General features: G+C 71.1%; 14 protein-coding genes and 1 pseudogene. 5 read left to right on the top strand and 10 right to left on the bottom strand.

Annotated elements, in window-relative coordinates:
- Together AAW14_RS37415 and AAW14_RS37410 are read right to left on the bottom strand one after the other, a co-directional pair.
- The coding region (locus AAW14_RS37415) for a sensor histidine kinase (protein WP_265568929.1) at nucleotides 1-1351 on the bottom strand (1351 nt) is incomplete at its 3' end.
- 682 nt (nucleotides 1352-2033) lie between these two features.
- A complete protein-coding gene (locus tag AAW14_RS37410; RefSeq protein ID WP_265568928.1) occupies nucleotides 2034-2792 on the bottom strand; it encodes a PaaX family transcriptional regulator C-terminal domain-containing protein in 759 nt (252 codons plus the stop codon).
- A 74-nt stretch (nucleotides 2793-2866) separates the two neighbouring features.
- Between AAW14_RS37410 and AAW14_RS37405 the strand changes: the two genes are divergently transcribed.
- Both AAW14_RS37405 and AAW14_RS37400 read left to right on the top strand, forming a co-directional pair.
- A complete protein-coding gene (locus AAW14_RS37405; protein ID WP_265568927.1) occupies nucleotides 2867-4531 on the top strand; it encodes an acyl-CoA dehydrogenase family protein in 1665 nt (554 codons plus the stop codon).
- A gap of 742 nt (nucleotides 4532-5273) precedes the next feature.
- Nucleotides 5274-6818: an amino acid permease gene (locus tag AAW14_RS37400; protein ID WP_265568926.1), complete on the top strand. Its 1545-nt coding sequence runs from the start codon at nucleotides 5274-5276 to the stop codon at nucleotides 6816-6818.
- A 222-nt stretch (nucleotides 6819-7040) separates the two neighbouring features.
- On the opposite strand, the gene AAW14_RS37395 is transcribed toward AAW14_RS37400, so the two are convergent.
- Nucleotides 7041-8225: an MBL fold metallo-hydrolase gene (locus tag AAW14_RS37395; RefSeq protein ID WP_265568925.1), complete on the bottom strand. Its 1185-nt coding sequence runs from the start codon at nucleotides 8223-8225 to the stop codon at nucleotides 7041-7043.
- Nucleotides 8226-8863: 638 nt separating this feature from the next.
- Here AAW14_RS37395 and AAW14_RS37390 point away from each other — a divergent pair.
- Together AAW14_RS37390 and AAW14_RS37385 are read left to right on the top strand one after the other, a co-directional pair.
- On the top strand, nucleotides 8864-10054 hold the full coding sequence (locus tag AAW14_RS37390) for a Glu/Leu/Phe/Val dehydrogenase dimerization domain-containing protein (RefSeq protein WP_265568924.1): 1191 nt from the start codon (nucleotides 8864-8866) through the stop codon (nucleotides 10052-10054).
- A 14-nt stretch (nucleotides 10055-10068) separates the two neighbouring features.
- Nucleotides 10069-10689 carry a TetR/AcrR family transcriptional regulator gene (locus tag AAW14_RS37385; protein ID WP_265568923.1) on the top strand — a complete coding sequence of 207 codons (621 nt, stop codon included), beginning with the start codon at nucleotides 10069-10071 and terminating at the stop codon, nucleotides 10687-10689.
- Nucleotides 10690-10811: 122 nt separating this feature from the next.
- Here the strand turns inward: AAW14_RS37385 and AAW14_RS37380 are convergent, their stop codons facing one another.
- Nucleotides 10812-11597, bottom strand: a complete 786-nt coding sequence (locus tag AAW14_RS37380) for an SGNH/GDSL hydrolase family protein (RefSeq protein WP_265568922.1) — start codon at nucleotides 11595-11597, stop codon at nucleotides 10812-10814.
- Between the two features lie 199 nt (nucleotides 11598-11796).
- On the bottom strand, nucleotides 11797-13929 hold the full coding sequence (locus AAW14_RS37375) for an alpha-galactosidase (protein ID WP_265568921.1): 2133 nt from the start codon (nucleotides 13927-13929) through the stop codon (nucleotides 11797-11799).
- Between the two features lie 194 nt (nucleotides 13930-14123).
- Between AAW14_RS37375 and AAW14_RS37370 the strand changes: the two genes are divergently transcribed.
- Nucleotides 14124-14921, top strand: coding sequence for a tyrosine-protein phosphatase (locus AAW14_RS37370; protein WP_265568920.1), 798 nt, complete (start codon nucleotides 14124-14126; stop codon nucleotides 14919-14921).
- Between the two features lie 43 nt (nucleotides 14922-14964).
- Here AAW14_RS37370 and AAW14_RS37365 read toward each other — a convergent pair whose 3' ends face one another.
- The 5 genes and pseudogenes from AAW14_RS37365 to AAW14_RS37345 form a co-directional block, all read right to left on the bottom strand.
- Complete coding sequence (locus tag AAW14_RS37365) at nucleotides 14965-15114, bottom strand: DUF6126 family protein (protein WP_265568918.1); 150 nt, start codon at nucleotides 15112-15114, stop codon at nucleotides 14965-14967.
- Nucleotides 15111-15728, bottom strand: a complete 618-nt coding sequence (locus AAW14_RS37360) for a helix-turn-helix domain-containing protein (protein ID WP_265568917.1) — start codon at nucleotides 15726-15728, stop codon at nucleotides 15111-15113. The genes AAW14_RS37365 and AAW14_RS37360 overlap by 4 nt, the downstream gene beginning before the upstream one ends.
- A gap of 74 nt (nucleotides 15729-15802) precedes the next feature.
- Nucleotides 15803-17200: an aspartate aminotransferase family protein gene (locus AAW14_RS37355; RefSeq protein ID WP_265568916.1), complete on the bottom strand. Its 1398-nt coding sequence runs from the start codon at nucleotides 17198-17200 to the stop codon at nucleotides 15803-15805.
- Nucleotides 17197-19107, bottom strand: coding sequence for a 1-deoxy-D-xylulose-5-phosphate synthase (gene dxs / locus AAW14_RS37350; RefSeq protein ID WP_265568915.1), 1911 nt, complete (start codon nucleotides 19105-19107; stop codon nucleotides 17197-17199). The genes AAW14_RS37355 and dxs overlap by 4 nt, the downstream gene beginning before the upstream one ends.
- 88 nt (nucleotides 19108-19195) lie before the next feature.
- Nucleotides 19196-19389: pseudogene (locus AAW14_RS37345) on the bottom strand (4-hydroxy-3-methylbut-2-en-1-yl diphosphate synthase); the annotation flags it as partial.

The raw sequence follows: 19389 nt of genomic DNA, 5'->3' as shown, positions 1-19389 counted from the left end.
GGGTGGCCTCCGGCGTCCCGGCCCTGGCGTGCGGGTCGCCGGGGGCCGCCCCCTGGGCGCCGGTTGGACCGGCCGTGCCGAGGGACCCGCTGACGGTGGCCGTGCGCGGCGGCACCACCGGCGTCAGGGTGTCGGCCGTGCCGGGCGCCGGGCCGAGCAGCCCCTGCGGCACGACGAGCACGGCCTGCACTCCGCCGTAGATGTTGGTCTGGAGCCGTACATGGATGCCGTGCCGACGGGCGAGCTGGGAGACCACGAACAGGCCGATGCGGCCGTCCGCCAGCAGTCCGGCGACGTTGACCTGGTCGGGGTCGTCGAGCAGTGCGTTCATCCTGGTCTGCTCGGTCGGCGGCATCCCGAGTCCGCGGTCCTCGACCTCGACGGCGAGCCCCGAGGTGACCAGGCCCGCGCGCAGCAGCACCTGGGTGTTCGGCGCCGAGAACACGGTGGCGTTTTCGACGAGTTCGGCCAGCAGGTGGATGACGTCGGCGACGGCGTGACCGCGCAGGGTGCCCTCGATCGGGGGTACGAGCTTGACCCGCGAGTACTGTTCGACCTCGGCGATCGCGGAGCGCAGCACCTCGGTCATGGGGACCGGATTGCTCCACTGGCGACGCGAGACGGCTCCGCCGAGCACGGCGAGGTTCTCGGCATGGCGCCGGATGCGGGTGGCGAGGTGGTCGACATGGAAGAGGCCCTTGAGCAGGTCGGGGTCCTCGATCTCGTTCTCCAGCTCGTCGAGGATCGAGATCTCCCGGTGCACGAGCGACTGAAGGCGCCGCGCGAGGTTGACGAACACCTCGAGCTTCTGCTCGCTGCCCGCGTGACTGGAGAGCTGCACGGCCTGGACGACAGCCGCGACGGCGCCGCCGTGGGCACGCTCCAGCTCGGCGGCGAGCAGTTCGAAGTCGTCGGCGTCCGCGGGCGGTGTGCCGGGCGGTCTGCGCGCGGGCGGCGCCTCGCCACGGCGCAGTGAAGCGACCAGGTCGCGCAGGTCGGACTCGCCACGGGCGCTGACGAGGCGCAGCGCCTCGAGCCGTTGGCTCACGGACCGGGCGGCGCGCTCGGCGGCCACAGCGGCTATCAGGATTCCCGCGAGGGTCACTCCGAGGGCACCCGCGAGCACGGCCCAGAGCACCGGGGTGGGGCGTGCGCCGGTGGAGCGGACGGTGAAGAGCACGGCGGCGCAGGCGCTCAGGGCCACCGCGACGGGCGGCAGGATTGCCAGGCGCAGCAGCTGGGGCCGTATCGGGGTCTCGGGAGGTGAGGGGACGGGACGGGCGACCGGTCGCCCGTGCCGACCGCCGTCACGGCGGTCTGCGCGTACGGCCGGTGCGCGAAGGTGAGACATCGGTGTCCTCGTACTGGGTGCGTCGGGGGCGTGGGGCTCCCGCGGGTCTGCGCGACTCGGGCATGCGCCATCGCGGCGCCGGACGGGAGAGACGAAGAATCGGCTCTGCGTCGCCCGACGGCAACTCAGAGTAGTCGCGAACGAGGCATGTGCGGTGGGCTGTTGACAAAGTCCTCCGGAGAGCTTCCCGCTCTGGTATGAGGTCTCGTACGACAGACCGATAACAGCGTCAGGAATGCGTTCCCGTGCGCGAGCGAACCGATCAGAGCTGGTCAGAAGCGGTCGCGAACAGAAGGCGACGGTGGAGGACTTCTCCACCCCTCGACCCTCGCCGCCGATCGAACGGCGAGCGCGGATCAGCCCGCCGGGACCGCCTCCGGCTCCCCCGGCCTGCCGCCCTCGCTCCGAAAAGGTCACCCGCCGTATCGGCACCACGCGTCGGCCGGGCCATTGTCCTGGCCGGACCTGGCCATTGACCTGGCCGGACCAGACCGGGCCAGACCGTGCTCATTGGCCAAACCGGACAGGCCGGGCCGGACCAGGCCGAGCCATTGGCCGAATCAGACAGACCGGGCCATTGACCGAGGCGTTGACTGAGCCATTGCCTGAGCCATCAACCCGGCCTTCGGCCGGCCCGTCGGCCGGGGGCCACCGACAGGAACTGACGGAAGGAGTCGGCGCATCACACCGCCCCGACCCCGCCGCGCACCACCTCGCCCACCTCTCGCCGATAGTCCGTGTACGCCGCCCGCAGATCCGGCGCCGGCCAGTCGGCGGGCAGGAGTTCGGCCGGCAGGACCGGGTCGGCGAGCAGATGGCGTACGACGGCCGCGAAGGCGGTGAAGCGTTCGGCGGGCCGCCGCGATCGCCCGATGTGGTCGAGCAGGGCACGCGCCGTTCCGGCCCATGCGTCGAGCGGCCACAGGCTCCCGGCAAGTTCGTGCGCGGACCGTTCGGGCCGGGCGGTGAACCGCTGGGTGACGCCTGCGACGTCGTCAGGCCGGGCGCGGCGCAGATTCGCCGGACGCAGCCAAAGGCCCTCGCGGAGCTCCGCGAGCCGGAGCCGGGTCAACCGCTCGCGCAGTTCGGCGCGTTCGGCGGCGCCACGCCCCGTCGCGGTGACCACGACCATCTCCCAGTCACCGTCCCAGGGCCAGGTGTCCGGATGCACGGCGTCGTCCTGGCGGCGCTGGCGCTCCAGCAGCCGGTCGCTGAGGCGGTAGACGGCGTCGGCGCGCCGGAGGTCGCCGGACGCCACCATCCGGCTGAGCGCGGCCCGCAGCGTGGACCCCGAGATACCGAACGGCTCCACACAGCGCACCAGGTCCTTCACCGGCAGCTCGGGCGGGTGCACGCCCAGCAGCAGACTCAGGACGACGGACCGGGCGGACAGGGGCCGCAGCCTGAACTCGCCGTGGTGCGTGGACGCGGTGGTGCGCATGGCCCGTACTGTACGGGGACACCTTTGGTGTTACATGATTGCTGCGGTCGCACGAATGGTGTAACACTGCCCGCATGGCCCCGACACTCACCCATGCGCGGCACGAGCAGTACGCGACGCACTCGGTCACCAACCAGCCCCCGTCCCTGGCCCCCTACGACGCGTCCGATGACACCGCCCTGCTGGAAGGGCTGCGCCGGGAGGGCGCCGGCTGGGCCGAGGAGGACGTACGGCGTCTCGGCCGCCGGGCCGGCAGCGAAGAGGCCCAGGAGTGGGGCGAGCAGGCCAATCGACACGAGCCCGAGCTGCGTACGCACGACCGGTACGGCCACCGCGTGGACGAGGTCGAGTTCCACGAGAGCTGGCATCATCTGATGCGGGTGGCGGTCGCCGAGGGCCTCGCCGCCACGCCGTGGGCGGACGACCGGCCCGGTGCGCATGTCGCCCGTACGGCGAGCGGACTGGTCTGGGGTCACACCGAGGCCGGTCACGGCTGCCCGACGTCGATGACGTATGCCGCCGTCCCCGCCCTGCGCCACCAGCCGGACCTCGCCGAGGTGTACGAACCACTGCTGGTCAGCCGGGTGTACGAGCCCGGTCTGCGGACACCCGCCGAGAAGCCCGGCATCCTCGCGGGCATGGGGATGACCGAGAAGCAGGGCGGCTCCGACGTCCGTACGAACACCACCGCGGCGACCCCCACCGCCGAGCCCGGGGTGTACACGCTGCGCGGGCACAAGTGGTTCACGTCGGCGCCGATGTGTGACGTCTTCCTGGTCCTGGCCCAGGCGCCGGGCGGCCTGTCCTGTTTCCTCGTGCCGCGCGTACTGCCCGACGGCAGCCGCAACACCTTCCGCATCCAGCGGCTGAAGGACAAGCTGGGCAACCGCTCCAACGCCTCCTCCGAGCCGGAGTTCGACGGGACGGTCGCCTGGCTCGTCGGGCCCGAGGGGCGAGGCGTCAAGACGATCATCGACATGGTCAACTGCACCCGGCTCGACTGTGTCATGTCGTCGGCGACGCTGATGCGCAAGACCCTCGTCGAGGCGGCGCACCACGTGCGGCACCGCAGCGCGTTCGGCGCGCGGCTTGCCGACCAGCCACTCATGCGCAACGTCCTGGCAGATCTCGCGCTGGAGTCCGAGGCCGCCACGACACTCACGCTACGGCTGGCCGGAGCGGCCGACCGGGCCGTCCGCGGCGATGCGCACGAGGCGGCTTTCCGCCGGATCGCGACCGCCGCGGGCAAGTACTGGGTCACCAAGCGCGGCCCGGCCTTCACCGCCGAGGCCCTGGAGTGTCTGGGTGGCAATGGCTACGTCGAGGAATCCGGCATGCCCCGCCACTACCGCGAGGCGCCCCTGCTCTCCATCTGGGAGGGCTCCGGAAACGTCAACGCCCTCGACGTCCTCAGGGCGTTGAGCCGGGAACCCGGCACGGTCGAGGCACTGTTCGCCGAACTTGCCCTGGCCCAGGGCGCCGACCCCAGGCTCGATGGGGCCGTGACCCGGCTCAAGGGCCGACTGGCCGAGGGTTCTCAGGCGGGCGCCCGCCGACTGGTGGAGCTGATGGCCCTGACCCTGCAAGCCTCTCTCCTGGTCCGCCACGCCCCGCCCGCCGTCGCCGACGCATTCTGCGCGACCCGGCTGGGCGGCGACTGGGGACACGCCTTCGGCACGCTGCCCGATTCCGCCGGCCTCGACGCGATCCTGGCCCGGGCGCTGCCCGGCATCGACTAGCGACGGCCGGAGGCCGGCCGTCGCCGTTCGCCTGCGCGCGGGTGTTGCCCTGCGGCAACGAACAATTGTTGCGGACAACGAGCAAGTCTCATGGATCCGGGGCATCTTGACGCAAAGACGCGACTCGGACCATTCCGTTGCTCCGCCCGGACGGACGGGACGAAGTGCACGCGCGGCGCTCCCGCCGGAATTGTGGCCTCCACCACAGCACTTCGCCCCCACTCTGCCTCGCGAGGAGATTCTCCACGCCCCCCTTCCCACTCTGCTGACGCAGGCGAGCGGTGCCCGCTGCCCGTTCTGCGGGACCGCGCAGGACCGAGAGCAAAGGTCATGGAGCCAGACGTAAGGCACCCTTGCAGACCATTGGTGGGGCTGAGGGTCCGCCGGACGTCGAGGACGCGGCCCGGGGGGCCGGCTGCCGATGCGCAGCCTGGAGCTCTCCCAGCGGCAGCAGACCGCGTCGGCGGCGGCCCTGCGGGAAGGCGCGGCGCACGCGGCCTGCGTGGCCGCCCGGTCACTCCGTGGGGACCCCGCTGAGCTGCGAGGTTTCCGGCGTACGGGCCCCCGCCGGGCCTCCCTCCCGGGCAGCCGCGGCCGATTGGTTACCGGCGTTTAACGCCCCACCTCTTGCGCGTGGCCGCATTGACGGCAAAGGTATCGCCTCAAACCTTTGATTCAAGGCAACGAGCGGTCCGCCCCCGCGCCCCACCAACGGCGACTGCCCGAGCCCGAGGAGGCCCGCATGTCCACCGACAAGTCCCCGACCCGGCTGAAGCCGGACAAGCTGCCGTCCGGCGACGAACAACGCCTGCACGAACTGGGCTACGCCCAGGAACTGACCCGTTCGATGTCGGCCTTCTCCAACTTCGCCATCTCGTTCACGATCATCTCGGTGCTGTCCGGATGCCTGACGCTGTACGGCTTCGGCATGGCCACCGGCGGACCGGCGCTGATCACCTGGGGCTGGCCGCTCGTCGGCGCCATGACCCTGTTCGTGGGCCTGGCCATGGCCGAGGTCTGCTCCAGCTATCCCACCGCGGGCGGCCTGTACTACTGGGCGGCCAAGCTTGCCCCGTCCCACGGACCGGCGTGGTCCTGGTTCACGGGCTGGTTCAACTTCCTCGGCCAGGTGGCGGTGACAGCGGGAGTCGACTTCGGGGCGGCGTTCTTCCTCAACGCCCTGCTGGATCTGCAGTTCGGCTTCACGGCGACTCCCGGGCACACCATTTTGCTGTTCGCGGTGGTGCTCGCGGCGCACGGCCTGCTGAACACCTTCGGCGTGAAGCTGGTCTCCCTCCTCGGCAACGTCAGCGTGTGGTGGCACGTCCTCGGGGTGCTGGTCATCGTGGGCGCCCTCGTCGTCGTACCGTCCAGGCACCAGTCCGCCGGGTTCGTGTTCACCCACTTCGTGAACGGGACCGGCTGGCACTCCGGCCTGTACGTCGGGCTGCTCGGCCTGCTCCTGGCCCAGTACACCTTCACCGGCTACGACGCCTCGGCGCACATGACCGAGGAGACCCACGACGCGGCGAGGTCCGGTCCGCGCGGCATCGTGATGTCGATCCTGGTGTCGCTGATCGCGGGCTGGGTCCTGCTGATCGGCATCACCTTCGCGATCCAGAACTACGACGGCGAACTGGGCAGCGCCACCGGCGTTCCCCCGGCGCAGATCTTCATCGACGCGGTGGGCGCGACGGGCGGCAAGCTGCTGCTGCTCATCGCCATCGGCGCCCAGTTCTTCTGCGGCATGTCCTCGGTCACCGCCAACTCGCGCATGATCTACGCGTTCTCCCGTGACGGCGCACTGCCCGGCTCCCAGGTGTGGCACCGCATCAACAAACGCACCAAGACCCCGACCAACGCGGTCTGGCTGGCCACCGGCGGCGCCTTCCTGCTGGGTCTGCCCTACCTGTGGAACGCGACTGCGTACGCGGCTGTCACCTCGATCGCCGTCATCGGCCTGTACATCGCCTATGTCCTGCCCGTGTTCCTGCGCCTGCTGCAGGGCGACCGCTTCGAACGCGGCCCGTGGCATCTGGGCCGCTGGAGCAAGCCGGTCGGCGTCGTCGCCGTCGCGTGGACCCTGATCATCACCGTGCTGTTCATGCTGCCGACGACCAGCCCGGTCACGGCGAAGACCTTCAACTACACCCCGGTCGCCGTCCTCCTGGTCCTCGGCTTCGCCGGCATCTGGTGGCTGATCTCGGCCCGCAAGTGGTTCACGGGCCCGAAGGTCCAGGGCACCCCGGAGGAACTGGCCGCCATCGAGCACGAATTGGAGTTTTGACGGCGCGGCCGCGCCTCTCGCAGGCATCGGCACCTGTCCGGAGCCTCGGCGTGCTGGACTGTCCGAGGCCGAGCCAGGGGCCGCCCGTGGCGTGGACGTCACCACTGAAGTTGAATTCGTGATGTGGCCTCGGGCGGCCCCCCGATCGCTCGAGGACCCGCTCCCGCTCAGCCTCCGGCATGGCCGCGAGGCTATCCGCAGCGCGCCTCGACTCGTCCCTGATCAGACCTCGCCCACCAGATCGAGGTCTTCCCTGGTCGCCTTCGGAGCGATCTCCGGGACGGGCCACTTCTGGTCGGGCACGTACCCCACACCGCGCCACCACGGATCGGTGGGCAAGGCCCCGGCGGGCTCGAACGGCTGGCCCGGGACCGGAAGGGCAACTGCCTGCCCGACAGCGTCAGCAGCACCCTTCGTCCACTCGCCGGGCTCGGCCCAGGGATGCGGGGCAAGGTTGAACGTACCCCAGTGGATCGGCAGCAGCACACCGTGCGGCTGTCCGCCCTGGAGGTCGAGGTGGGCGCGCATGCCCTCCTCGGGCGTCATGTGGATGTCGGGCCAGAACTCGGAGTAGGCACCGAGCTGGACCATCGTGGCGTCGAACGGCCCGTGTTCCGCGCCGATGGCCTTGAAGCCCTCGAAGTAGCCGGTGTCGCCGCTGTGGTAGATCCTGTGCTCGTCGCCCGCCACGGACCACGACGCCCACAGCGTGTGCTGGGTGTTGCGCAGACCGCGGCCGCAGAAGTGGCGGGCCGGTGTGGCGGTCAGGGTGAGGCCGCCGACCTTCGTGGACTCGTGCCAGTCCAGCTCGCGCAGCCGGTCCGCCGAGACACCCCAATGTTCCAGGTGGGCGCCGACGCCGAGCGGTATCGCGAACACGGTGTCCGTGCCGGCCAGCGCCTTGATGGTGGGCATGTCGAGGTGGTCGTAGTGGTCGTGGGAGATGACCACGACGTCGACCGGACCGAGCGCGGCCAGCGGCAGGGGCACCGGGTGCAGCCGCTTGGGGCCGATGAAGTCGAGGGGGGAGCAGCGCTGACCCCAGACCGGGTCGAAGAGCACCCGGTGTCCGTCGATCTCGGCGAGCACGCTGGAGTGCCCCATCCAGGTCAGCCTCAGGCCGCTCACCGGGGGTTTTGCCAGGTCGGCGTACGTCGTCGGGTGGACCGGCACCGTGCCGGCCGGGGCGCGGCGGACGCGGGCCTCCTTGCGGAAGAAGACCTTCGCCAGCTCCAGCGCGGAGCCGCCCGAAGGCCGGGTGCGGGTGCCCTCCGGGTTCACGAAGACGCCGTCCGCGAAGTGCGGCGATCTGCGGATGCGCGCCAGGCGCTCCCCGCTCGGCTCCGCACCGAAGGCTGCGGGCTGTATCGCCCGGAGCCCGGAGCTCAAGGAACGGAAACCGGTCACGGGACCTCCAGTGGAGTGATGAGGCCTTCCATTATGGTCGGCCCCACTGACAGCACCGGGTCGGGCATGTCACGGCGCGACGTCCCCGGCACACGGCGCGACGTGCGGGCCCGGATGTCACATCCACGGGGCGCCGGTCCGTCGTACGGCGCGGGCGCTCGCTCGGAGCGCCCGGGAACGACGGCTGGAGGTGCCTCATGGCCCATGTCTCCCCAACCCCGCGCCGCACGCTCTTCTTCCGCGTCTGGAGTGGTATTCGAAGCGGGCGTACGGCAAGGTGCTCGACCCGGGCGAGGCGCTCGCCCATCATCCGCGGGTGCTCCGGACCGATCTGCGCCGAGGCGGTGACGGCCAACCCGCCCGCCGTCGACGACGGCCTCGCCGCCCGGCTCGTGGGCCGCCGGGCGAGCCCGTTTCGTCGAGCTCACGGCGGTGGTCGCGGTGGAGAACCTGCGCTCACGCATCAACACCGCGCCGGGTCCGACCAGTCAGGGCTTCAAGGACTCCTGTGACCCGCCGCGCACGGCACAGCGCGCGGCCTCCGCGCAGCAGCGCCCACCGGAAGGGCGTGGGCATCCGGCCCCGCCCGGCCGGAACCTGCGCAGGCAACTGAACTGTCGTTCAGTACAGTGAGGCGCATGACCACCGATCGGGACACTCCCCTCATGACGCTCGTCTGGACCGACCACGTCACCGGCCGACGGGGCTTCCTCGTCGTCGACCGGCTTGTCAGGGGAGTCGCCAGCGGCGGGTTGCGCATGCGTCCGGGCTGCACGCTGGACGAGGTCACCGGCCTGGCCCGCGGCATGACCATGAAGGAGGTGCTGCACTACAACCCCGAGAGCCGGTACGTCCCCCTGGGCGGCGCCAAGGGCGGCATCGACTGCGACCCCCGGGCCCCGGAGGCGTACGGAGTGCTCGCGCGGTATCTGCGCGCCATGAAGCCGTACATCGAGAGCATCTGGACCACCGGCGAGGACCTGGGGCTCACCCAGGACCTGGTGGACCGGGCGGCCGCCGAAGCGGGGCTGGTCTCGTCCGTCCAGGCCGTGTATCCGCTCCTCGACGACGAGGCTGCGGCCCGCAAACGGCTTGCGGACGCGTTCGCCGTGGAGGTGGACGGCGTGGGGCTGGACGGGCTGGTGGGCGGGTGCGGAGTCGCCGAGTCCGTGCTCACCGCACTGGACCGGACGGGTGCGCCGTACGCGGGCACTCGCGTGGCCGTGCAGGGCTTCGGCACCATGGGCGGGGCCACAGCGCGCTTCCTGGCGCGCGCCGGGCTGGCGGTCGTGGCCGTCGCGGACGTCAAGGGCACGATCGTCAACCCCGACGGGCTGGACGTCGAGGCGCTGCTCGCCGCGCGCGATGCCCACGGAACGGTGGACCGCTCCGCGCTGCGCCCCGCGGACCGCGAACTGCCGGGCGGCGCCTGGCTGTCGGCCGAGGCCGAGGTGCTGGTGCCGGCGGCGGTCTCGTACGCCGTCGACACCGGGAACCAGGCACGCATCGGCGCCCGGTGGATCGTGGAGGCGGCCAATATGCCGGTGCTGCCCGCGGCGGAGGAACTGCTCGCCGCGCGCGGCGTGACCGTGCTGCCGGACGTGGTCGTCAACTCGGGGACGAACGCCTGGTGGTGGTGGACGCTGTTCGGGGACATAGAGGCCGACGCGAACGAGGCGTTCGCGTACACGCGGCGCTCGATGCGGACGCTGGTCGGGCGGATGCTGGACCGGGCGGAGGCCGAAGGGACCAGTCCGCGGGCGGCTGCGCACGCGCTCGTGGCCGACCGGCTGCCAGTGATCGCCGAGCGTTTCGGGTGGTACCGGTGACGTAGGGTGGCCGCGTGACGAGGGTGCGGTTGAGCGTGGCCCAGCGGCGCGAGGAGCTGCTGCGGGCCGCCATCGGGCAGATCGAGGCGCGGGGCGTGGCGGCGGTGCGGATCGCCGACGTGGCCTCGGCCCTCGGGGTGAGCAACGCGCTGGTGCTCTACCACTTCTCCACCAAGGAGAAGCTGGTGGCCGCGGCGTTCGCGTACGCCGCCGAGGATGATCTCGCGCATCTGCGCAAGCTGCTCGGCCGCCGTACGTCGGCGCTGCGCCGGCTGCGGGCGGCGGTGCGCTGGTACGCGCCGACCGGCCAGGCCAAGGGCTGGCGGCTGTGGATCGAGGGCTGGGCCTCGGCGCTGCGCGAGCCCGCGCTGCGGGAGGTCGCACGGGACCTCGACCGGCAGTGGAAGGCCGCGATCACCGAGGTGGTGGCGGAAGGGGTGGCCGCGGGCGAGTTCCGCTGCCCCGACCCCGCGGGAACCGCGCTGCGGCTGACCGCGCTGCTGGACGGGCTCGCCGTGCAGATGACGGCGTACGAGGGCGCGGTGTCACGGGCCCACGCCCAGGAGTGGGTGGACGAGGCGCTCGCACGCGAACTGGGCCTGGAGCGCGAGGCGTTGACCGCAACGAGGGTCTGACCTACCGTCCGCCGCCGTACCCCGACGAGAGACCGACCTCCCCTGCGCGAGGGTCCTCCGCCGCCGGACCCACGGACACCAGTGGGCCCGGACGCACCGCCCGGGCCCACTATGGGGCGCGCTCAGACCGCCTGTGTGATCGCCATCTTGATGTCGTCCGGCGACAGGGTGCCCTTCGCCTCGACACGGTCACCGGAGGACTCGCCGCGCAGCCGGCGCCCGATCCACGGGACCAGGTACTCACGGGCCCAGTGGATGTCGTCGCGCCGTACTTCGAGCGTGCCGCGCGGCGGCAGCGGCGGCCACGGCTGGTCCGGATCGGCCGGCACCTCGATGCCGAGTACCTGGCCCGCCCGCAGGGCGACCCGGGTGTGCCCCTCGGGCGAGAGGTGGAGACGGTCGTCGTCCCAGGCGCGCCGGTCCTGGACGGTCTTCAGCGACCACAGGTCGAGGACCGGGCAGCCGTACCGATCGGCGATCGCCCGGACGTGCCCGTTGTACGTGGCGATCTTGCCGCGCAGATGCTTGAGCACGGGTACGCCACGTGTGTCGAAGCCGGTGGTCACCATGATGGTGCCGACGGCGGAGCTGAGTTCGGCCACGGCGCGCTCGAAGCGCTCGGCGACCTCGTCGGGGTCGGTGCCGGGCCGGATGATGTCATTGCCGCCCGCGCAGAACGAGACCAGGTCCGGGCCGAGTTCGATGGCCTTGGGGACCTGGTCCGCGACGATCTGGTCGAGCAGCTTGCCGCGCACGGCGAGGTTGGTGTAGTCGAAGTCGCCCTCGGGTCGCCGGTCGGCGAGGAGTACCGCGAATCGGTCGGCCCAGCCGACGAACCGCCCGTCGGGGCCGGGGTCACCGACGCCCTCGGTGAAGCTGTCCCCCACCGCAACGTACGACCCGATCACTGATCTGTTGTCATTCTTCGAATCGTGTGCCACATCGGTCCATGATTCACCTTGGGATGTGAGCTACGCGACCGTAAGCCGGGGTTGACGGACGGTGAGATAAACCACTCGCCGCGTGTGGGTCATTCCGGAATAAGCCTCCGGCCAGGGGTGTTGGAGGAGCCGCCGTACGGAGTCGAAGAGGCCGAGCCGCTGCCCCTCAGATCCCTGGGATGCGTCGCAGCCGGATGACCGTCGCGTCGAGGTCGCCGTGCAGTCCGGTGCGCAGCCCGTGGTGCAACAGCACCGCGCCACGGTGCACTTCGCCCGTTTCACCGCATGCGTACGTCGCCGCCGGGTCGAGGCCGCGCAGCCGCAGCGGAGGGACCGGCTCGCCGTAGTGCTGAGCCTGCAGCCAGGCGAGGACGACGGACTCGTCGCCGAGGACGTACTGGATGGCGCTCGGTCCGCCGTCCGGGGGCCGCAGCCGGTACAGGTCGCCACGCTGGACGATGGGCCGGATCTCCTTGTAGAGATCCACCCAATCGCGGGCCTCGGCCAGTTCCTCCTCGGTCCACTGCGCGAGGTCGCCGCCGACGCCGAGCACCCCGGCCATGGAACTCACGAACCGGAAGCGCAAGGAGCTGACCCGCCCGTTGAGCTGTGTGTTCGGACTGTCGGTGACCCAGGCGGCCATGACCCGGGCCGGATGGATCTGGCTGAAGCCGTGCTGGGTGGCGAGCCGGTCGAGCGGATCGGTGTTGTCAGAGGTCCACACCTCGTCCGTACGGCTCATGACACCGAGGTCGACCCGCCCGCCGCCGCCCGAGCAGGACTCGAAGGCGACGGCCGGGTGCGCGGCCCGCAGCCGGTCCAACAGGGCGTACAGGGCGCGCACATGGTCCACCCACAGCCGCTGCGGGTACGGCTCGCCCGGCCACCCGGCGTCCGTGAAGCAGCGGTTGAAGTCCCACTTCACGTAGTCGATCGGGGCGCTGGAGAGCAGCGCGTCGAGCTGCTCCCAGAGGTACTCCTGGACGTCCTCGCGCGCGAGGTTGAGGACGAGCTGATTGCGGAACTCCGTCCGCTTGCGGCCCGGCTGGTACTGCACCCAGTCGGGGTGCGCGCGATAGAGGTCGCTGTCCGGGTTGACCATCTCCGGCTCGACCCAGATGCCGAACTGCATCCCGAGGGCGTGGACGTGGTCGGCGAGCGGCTTGAGGCCGGAGGGAAAGCGGTCGTGGCTGGGCCGCCAGTCGCCGAGACCGGCACGGTCGCTGGTCCGGGCGCCGAACCAGCCGTCGTCGACCACGAACAGCTCGACGCCGATCGCCGCCGCCCGCCGTGCAAGCGCCGTCTGCTGCTCCTCGGAGATGTGGAACTCGGTGGCCTCCCAGGAGTTGTAGAGTACGGGCCGGTCCCGGTCCGCGTCCGGGATGACGTACGCCCGCTGGTAGGCGTGCCAGGCGCGGCTCGCGCCACCGAAGCCGCCGTCGCTCCACAGCCCGGCGAAGACCGGGGTGGTGAACGCCTCCCCCGCGGCCAGGCGCAGCAGGCCCGAGTCGTCGTACCCGGCCCCACCGGTGATCTGCACCCGGGCGTCCGGGAGTTGCGCCACGGCGATCCGCCAGGAGCCCGACCAGGCGAGCGCGCAGCCGTAGACCTCACCGCGTTCCTCCGTCGCGTCCGCCTCGAGCGCGACCCACGGCAGATGCTGGTGCCCGGTGTGGCCGCGGCGGCTGCCAATGACCTTCTCGCCGTACGTCAGGCCGGACCGTACGAGCCGGGACTCGGCCGCCCAGCGGCCGTGCAGCTGTGACAGCCGCCAGCCGTCGCGCTCGGGCAGGGTCCAGGTCGCCGAGTCGGCACGGAGGAGTTCGACGGGGGCCGGGCCGCCGTTGGCGAGGGTCACCCAGCGCTCGAGGACATCGCCGCGCATCCGGTAGTGGAGGGTGATCGCCAGCCCGGCGTCGGTGAACCGCAGCCGCAGCTCGTCATCGATGCCGTCGGTGCTGTCGGTGCTGTCGGTGGTACCGGAGGTACTGGTGTCGTCGCTCTCGTGCCCCTCGAAGACCCACTCGGTGCCGCGGCGCTCCTCGGTGCGGACGGACAGGGCGGGGCGCACGAACCGGGGGCCGCCCTCGACCGGGTACTCCTCACGGCCGTCGAGCGGGGACTCGAAGGGCCGGTACCGGGGGGCGGGCAACGCGGCGAGGGCTTCGGCATCGGCGAGGGCGATACGCGGGCCCCAGTGCAGATGCAGCAGTTCGCCGCCCTCGGTGACGTGCAGGGCGTAGCTGCTCGTGGGCCCCGACAGCAGCCAGGTACGGCCGCCTGCGCCAATTTCCAACATCGGTCCCCCACGGATCCGAACAGGTGCGATCAGGTAGCAACATCATCGGGCCTTGAGGGCCTCGCGGGCAATGCCTTCCTTCCGGGTTCGGCACGTGCGTTCGGTCTCCGATGGTTGCCTGATGAACCCATGTCGTATCGTCGATGCGCGGCCCGTCGGTGAGCAGCGCCGGCGGACGGATGGGAGGAGCCCACGTGACGCAGCAGGTCCCGTCTACCGAGCCCGAGCTGACCGGTGTGCGCAACTTCCGTGATGTGGGCGGTCTGCCGACCGTGGACGGACGACGGGTGCGGCACGGAGTGCTCTTCCGCAGCGGTCACCTCGCGCACGCGACGGAGGACGACGCGGCGTTCCTCGCCTCCCTCGGCCTGCACACGATCTTCGACTTCCGCAACGCGGCAGACAAGAAACTGGAGGGCCCTGACGTCGACCTGCCGGGGGTGCGGAACGTCAATCTGCCGCTGAGCGATCCGGCGGACGGCGCGGAGTTCTGGAAGATGGTGCGCAACGGCGACCTGGAGCAGCTGCGCGCGATCCTCGCCGACGGCAGGGCCGCGAACCGCATGGTCACCTCGTACCGCACGATCATCAGGGAGCGCACGGCCGAGCACTCCCAGGTGCTGCACGCGCTGGCCGAGGACAGCGTGCCCGCGCTGATGCACTGCGCCGCGGGCAAGGACCGCGCGGGTCTGTCGATCGCGGTGACACTGCTGGCCCTCGGCGTGGAGCGCGAGGCGATCATCGGTGACTACCTCGAGTCCAACGCGAAGCACCGCCGGTACAAGGTGCACCGCAACGGTTCGTCGGCCGACGCGTACTCCCCCGAGGTGATGGAGCTGCTCAGCCCCCTGTTCGATGCGCGCGCCGAGTATCTGGCGGCGGCGATCGAGACCGTCGAGGAGACCTGGGGCGGCGTCGACACCTATCTGGAGCGGGGGCTTCGGATCACTCCGCCGGTGCGGGAGCGGCTGCGCGAGCGGCTGCTGGACTGAGCCGCCCACCGGCGGGCGCCGAACCCGTGCCGCGCGCCGCTGCCTACTTCGCGCCCACCGAGAAGAGCAGGTAGACGAAGCCGGCGAAGAGGTGGCCGACCGCGATGTAGACGATCAATCGGATCCACAGCGCACGGGGGAACTTCTCCTCCATCGACGTGCGCTGGGGGCGGGTGTCCGGTTGCTCGGTCATGGTGTCTCTCCAGGGGTGGGTCCGAGGCAGAGCGTGGCGGTCGGGCTCTGCAGGAGGGTGTGGACGAACAGCAGCTCGGTCCCGTCGTGGTCGGCGGCCGCGAGCCGGTGCGGGGTCAGCGAGTCGAAGTGCGCGCTGTCCCCCGGGGCGAGTACGTGGGTGGCGTCCCCGAGGCGCAGCCGCAACCGTCCCTCGAGGACGTACAGCCACTCCTCGCCGGGGTGGACGCGCACGATGTCGCCCTGGGTGCCGTACGGGACATGGACGCGCAGCGCCTGCATCCCGCGGCCCGGCGCGCCGGCCTGCCAGTACGTCCAGCCGCCCGCGCGGGTGGGCTCCATGTCGGGGGCGCGAACGACCGCGTCCCGGTCGGGGACGCTCTCGCCCAGCAGCTCGGAGACCGTCGTACCGTAGATACGGGCGAGCGCGAGCAGCATCGGCAGCGAGGGCTGTCGCTGCCCGGTCTCCAGCCGGGAGAGGTGTGCGGGCGACAGCCCGGCGGCACGGGCCGCGGCCTCCAGGGTGAGCGAGGCGCGGCGGCGCAGCGCACGCAGCTGTGGCGCCACGACGGGCAGGTTCTCGGCCGGCCCGGTCTCGGTCTCGGGAGAGCTCATGTCACCATTGAGCCGCAGGCTTGCCTTTCTGGCAAATCCCTTGCCTCAGAGGCAAAGGTTCCCCGCCGTGACCGCTAGCGGTTCGCCACCGCCTGCTTGATCAGCGTCTTCCCGAAGTCCCACACCAGCCCGCCGCCGTGCGCGTCGTCCATGACCGCGGTGAAGGCCTCCACGAACCGGTCGACGTCCCGCTCGCCGATGATCAGTGGCGGAATCAGTTTGATCACCTCCAGATGGTCACCGGAGACCTGGGTGAGGATCCGGTGCCGTTGCAGCAGCGGGACGACGACCATCTGCGCGAACAGTCCCTTGCGCGCCGCCTGGAGCATGGCCCATCGGCCACGCAGCTTCAGGGAGTTGGGCCGGCCGAACTCGATGCCGATCATCAGGCCCCGGCCGCGTACGTCGCTGAGCAACTCGTACTTGTCGATCAGGGCCGTCAGCCGGGACTTCAGCTGCTCCCCGACGGCATGCGCGTTCGCGACGACCTGCTCGTTCTCCATCACGGACAGGACGGCGAGCCCGGCCGCCATCGCCTGTGCGTTGGACCCGAAGCTCGCCGAGTGGACGAGCACCCGGTCCATGGACGAGTAGACCTTCCTGAAGATCCACTCCTTGCCGAGGGTCGCGCCGACCGGCACATACCCTCCGGAGAGCGCCTTCGCCACACACACGAGGTCCGGCTCGACGCCGCTCTCGTGCTGGTGGGCGTAGAAGTCCCCGGTGCGGCCTAGGCCGGTCTGCACCTCGTCCGCGATCAACAGCGCCTTGTGTCGGTGCAGCAGCTCCTGGGCGGCGGGCAGATAGCCGGGCGGGGTCTCGTGGACGCCCTTGCCCTGGATCGGCTCGACGATGAGCGCCGCCACATCCCCCTTCTGCAGCTCCCGGGTCAGGGCGTCGAGATCGCCGAGCGGGACCGCCGTGTCGGGCAGCAGCGGGGCGAAGCCGTCGCGGAAGCCCGACTCGCCGTTCACGGACAGGGAGCCGGCGGTCAGCCCGTGGAAGGCGTGGCCGCAGTACAGGATCCGCGGTCTGCCGGTGGCGTACCGGGCGAACTTCAGCGCGGTCTCGACGGCCTCGGTCCCGCTGTTGCCGAAGAACACCCGGTCCAGATGGGGGCTGTGGGCGAGCAGCCGCTCGGCCAGCAGCCCGGGCAGGGGCTGGCAGTCGAAGCGGGTGAGGTCGGCGAGCTGTGCGTCCAGGACGTCGTGCAGCGCCTTGCGGATCACCGGATGGTGGCGGCCCAGCCCCATCACCCCGAACCCGGCGAGCATGTCCAGGTAGTCGTTGCCGTCCGCGTCCCAGAAGTGGGCGCCCTCGGCGCGCTCGTAGACCTTGTCGAAGCCGATGGTGTGGAGCATGCGCGGAAGCTGGTGATTGAGGTATCTGGCGTGCAGCTCGTAGCGCTCGGCCCCGCGCTCGGCCAGGAGCGCGCCGAGGTCGAACTCCCGGTTCCCGGAAGGGGTGGTCATGGCTGTTTCTCCTTGGCCGGCTCGTCCTTGGACAGCTCATCCCCGGCGGCCAGACCGGCGCTGATCCGCCCCGCGACCTCGACGGGCGTCAGGCCGATGTCCGCGAGCACCTCGCTCCGCTTGGCGTGGGCGAGGAACTGCTCCGGGATCCCGAACCGCCGCACGGGTACGTCGACGTCGGCGTCGCCGAGCGCCAGCGCGACCGCGGAGCCGACCCCGGCGGACCGGCAGTTGTCCTCGACGACCGCGACGAGCCGGTGCTCGGCGGCCAGCCCCGGCAGCGAGGGGTCGACGGGCTTGACCCAGCGCGGGTCGACGACCGTGCAGCCGGTCCCGCGGGCCTCAAGCAGCTCGGCGGCCTGGAGGCAGACGGGTGCCATGACACCGACGGCGACGAGGAGCACCTCGGGCCGGTCGGCGCGGTGCAGTACGTCCAGTCCTCCCACCCGGTTCACCGCAGGGATCGCCGGAGCCACGGACTCCTTCGGGAAGCGGATCAGGGTCGGCGCGTCGTCGACCGCGACCGCCTCCCGCAGCTGCGCCCGCAGCTGGTCGGCGTCGCGCGGCGCGGCGATCCTGAGGCCCGGAACGACCTGGAGCACCGACATGTCCCACATGCCGTTGTGCGACGGTCCGTCGACGCCCGTGACGCCCGCCCGGTCCAGGACGAAGGTGACCCCGCAGCGGTGCAGGGCGACGTCCATCAGGAGCTGGTCGAAGGCGCGGTTGAGGAAGGTCGCGTAGACGGCCACGACGGGGTGCAGTCCGCCGGTCGCGAGGCCGGCCGCGGACACCGCCGCGTGCTGCTCGGCTATCCCGACGTCCCACACGCGGTCCGGGAACCGCTCGGCGAACTTGGCCAGGCCCACCGGGTGCAGCATGGCCGCCGTGATCGCCACGACGTCCTCCCGCTCCTCGCCGATCTGCACGATCTCGTCGCCGAACACCGAGGTCCAGGACGGTCCGCCCGCAGGCACGAGGGGCTCGCAGGTGAGCGGGTCCATCACGCCGACCGTGTGGAAGTGGTCTTCCTCGTGGGCGAGCGCGGGCTCGTAGCCACGGCCCTTCTCGGTGAGGCAGTGAATCAGCACCGGCCCGTGGAAGCGCTTCGCTCGGCGCAGCGCCGACTCGACGGCCCGGATGTCGTGTCCGTCGATCGGGCCGACGTACTTCAGGCCCAGGTCCTCGAACAGGCCCTGCGGCGCGAACGCGTCCTTGAAGCCCTTCTTCGCGCCGTGCAGGGCCTCGAAGAGGGTGTTCCCGATGACGGGCGTGCGCTGCAGCACCTCCTTGCCCCACGCCAGGACCTTCTCGTAGCCGTCCGTCGTGCGCAGGGTGGCGAGGTGGTTGGCGAGGCCGCCGATGGTGGGCGCATAGGAGCGCTCGTTGTCGTTGACGACGATGATCAGCGGGCGGTCCTTGGCGGCGGCGATGTTGTTGAGCGCCTCCCACGCCATGCCGCCGGTCAGCGCGCCGTCGCCGATGACCGCGACGACATGGCCCTTCTCCCCTTGCACCTGGCGGGCCTTGGCGAGCCCGTCGGCCCAGCCGAGCGCGGTGGACGCATGGCTGTTCTCGATGATGTCGTGCTCGGACTCCTCGCGCGACGGATAGCCGGACAGGCCACCCTTGCCGCGCAGCTTCGAGAAATCCTGACGGCCCGTCAGCAGCTTGTGGACATAGCTCTGATGACCGGTGTCCCACAAGATTCTGTCGACGGGTGACTCGAAGGCCCGGTGGAGCGCGATGGACAGTTCCACCACCCCCAGGTTGGGCCCCAGATGACCACCGGTCCTGGCGACGGCGTGGACCAGGAACTCCCTGATCTCCTCGGCCAGTTGACATAGCTGCGCCTCCGACAGCGCCTTCAGGTCGCGTGGTCCCCGGATGTTCTCCAGAATCGTCACGCTCGGGCCTCCCCTTGTGTGAGCTCGTTCGCGTCCGGAGCGCCGTAGCCGGTGTCGGGCTCCTTCGGCTCACTCGCTGATAAGACGTTCAACCGACGGTGACTCCGGATGCCCCCGGTGTGGTGACGGTCGGAGTGCCGGACCCGACGCCGTCCTCCTCCATCTGTTCGGCGAGCTTCATGGCCTCCTCGATGAGGGTCTCCACGATCTTCGGCTCGGGGACGGTCTTGATGACCTCGCCCTTGACGAAGATCTGGCCCTTGCCGTTGCCGGAGGCCACGC

Origin of the sequence: Streptomyces hygroscopicus (assembly GCF_026168105.1) — a bacterium.
In the GTDB taxonomy this organism is placed as follows: Bacteria; Actinomycetota; Actinomycetes; order Streptomycetales; family Streptomycetaceae; genus Streptomyces; species Streptomyces hygroscopicus_D.
The sequence above is the reverse complement of the archived record's forward strand: the minus strand, read 5'-3'. Positions and strand labels throughout refer to the sequence as shown.

Coding starts and splice junctions, on each gene's coding strand:
- AAW14_RS37410 (WP_265568928.1), bottom strand. CDS start 2,792: ATGCGCACCACCGCGTCCACGCACCACGGCGAGTTCAGGCTGCGGCCC.
- AAW14_RS37405 (WP_265568927.1), top strand. CDS start 2,867: ATGGCCCCGACACTCACCCATGCGCGGCACGAGCAGTACGCGACGCAC.
- AAW14_RS37400 (WP_265568926.1), top strand. CDS start 5,274: ATGTCCACCGACAAGTCCCCGACCCGGCTGAAGCCGGACAAGCTGCCG.
- AAW14_RS37390 (WP_265568924.1), top strand. CDS start 8,864: ATGACCACCGATCGGGACACTCCCCTCATGACGCTCGTCTGGACCGAC.
- AAW14_RS37375 (WP_265568921.1), bottom strand. CDS start 13,929: ATGTTGGAAATTGGCGCAGGCGGCCGTACCTGGCTGCTGTCGGGGCCC.
- AAW14_RS37365 (WP_265568918.1), bottom strand. CDS start 15,114: ATGACCGAGCAACCGGACACCCGCCCCCAGCGCACGTCGATGGAGGAG.
- AAW14_RS37360 (WP_265568917.1), bottom strand. CDS start 15,728: ATGAGCTCTCCCGAGACCGAGACCGGGCCGGCCGAGAACCTGCCCGTC.
- AAW14_RS37355 (WP_265568916.1), bottom strand. CDS start 17,200: ATGACCACCCCTTCCGGGAACCGGGAGTTCGACCTCGGCGCGCTCCTG.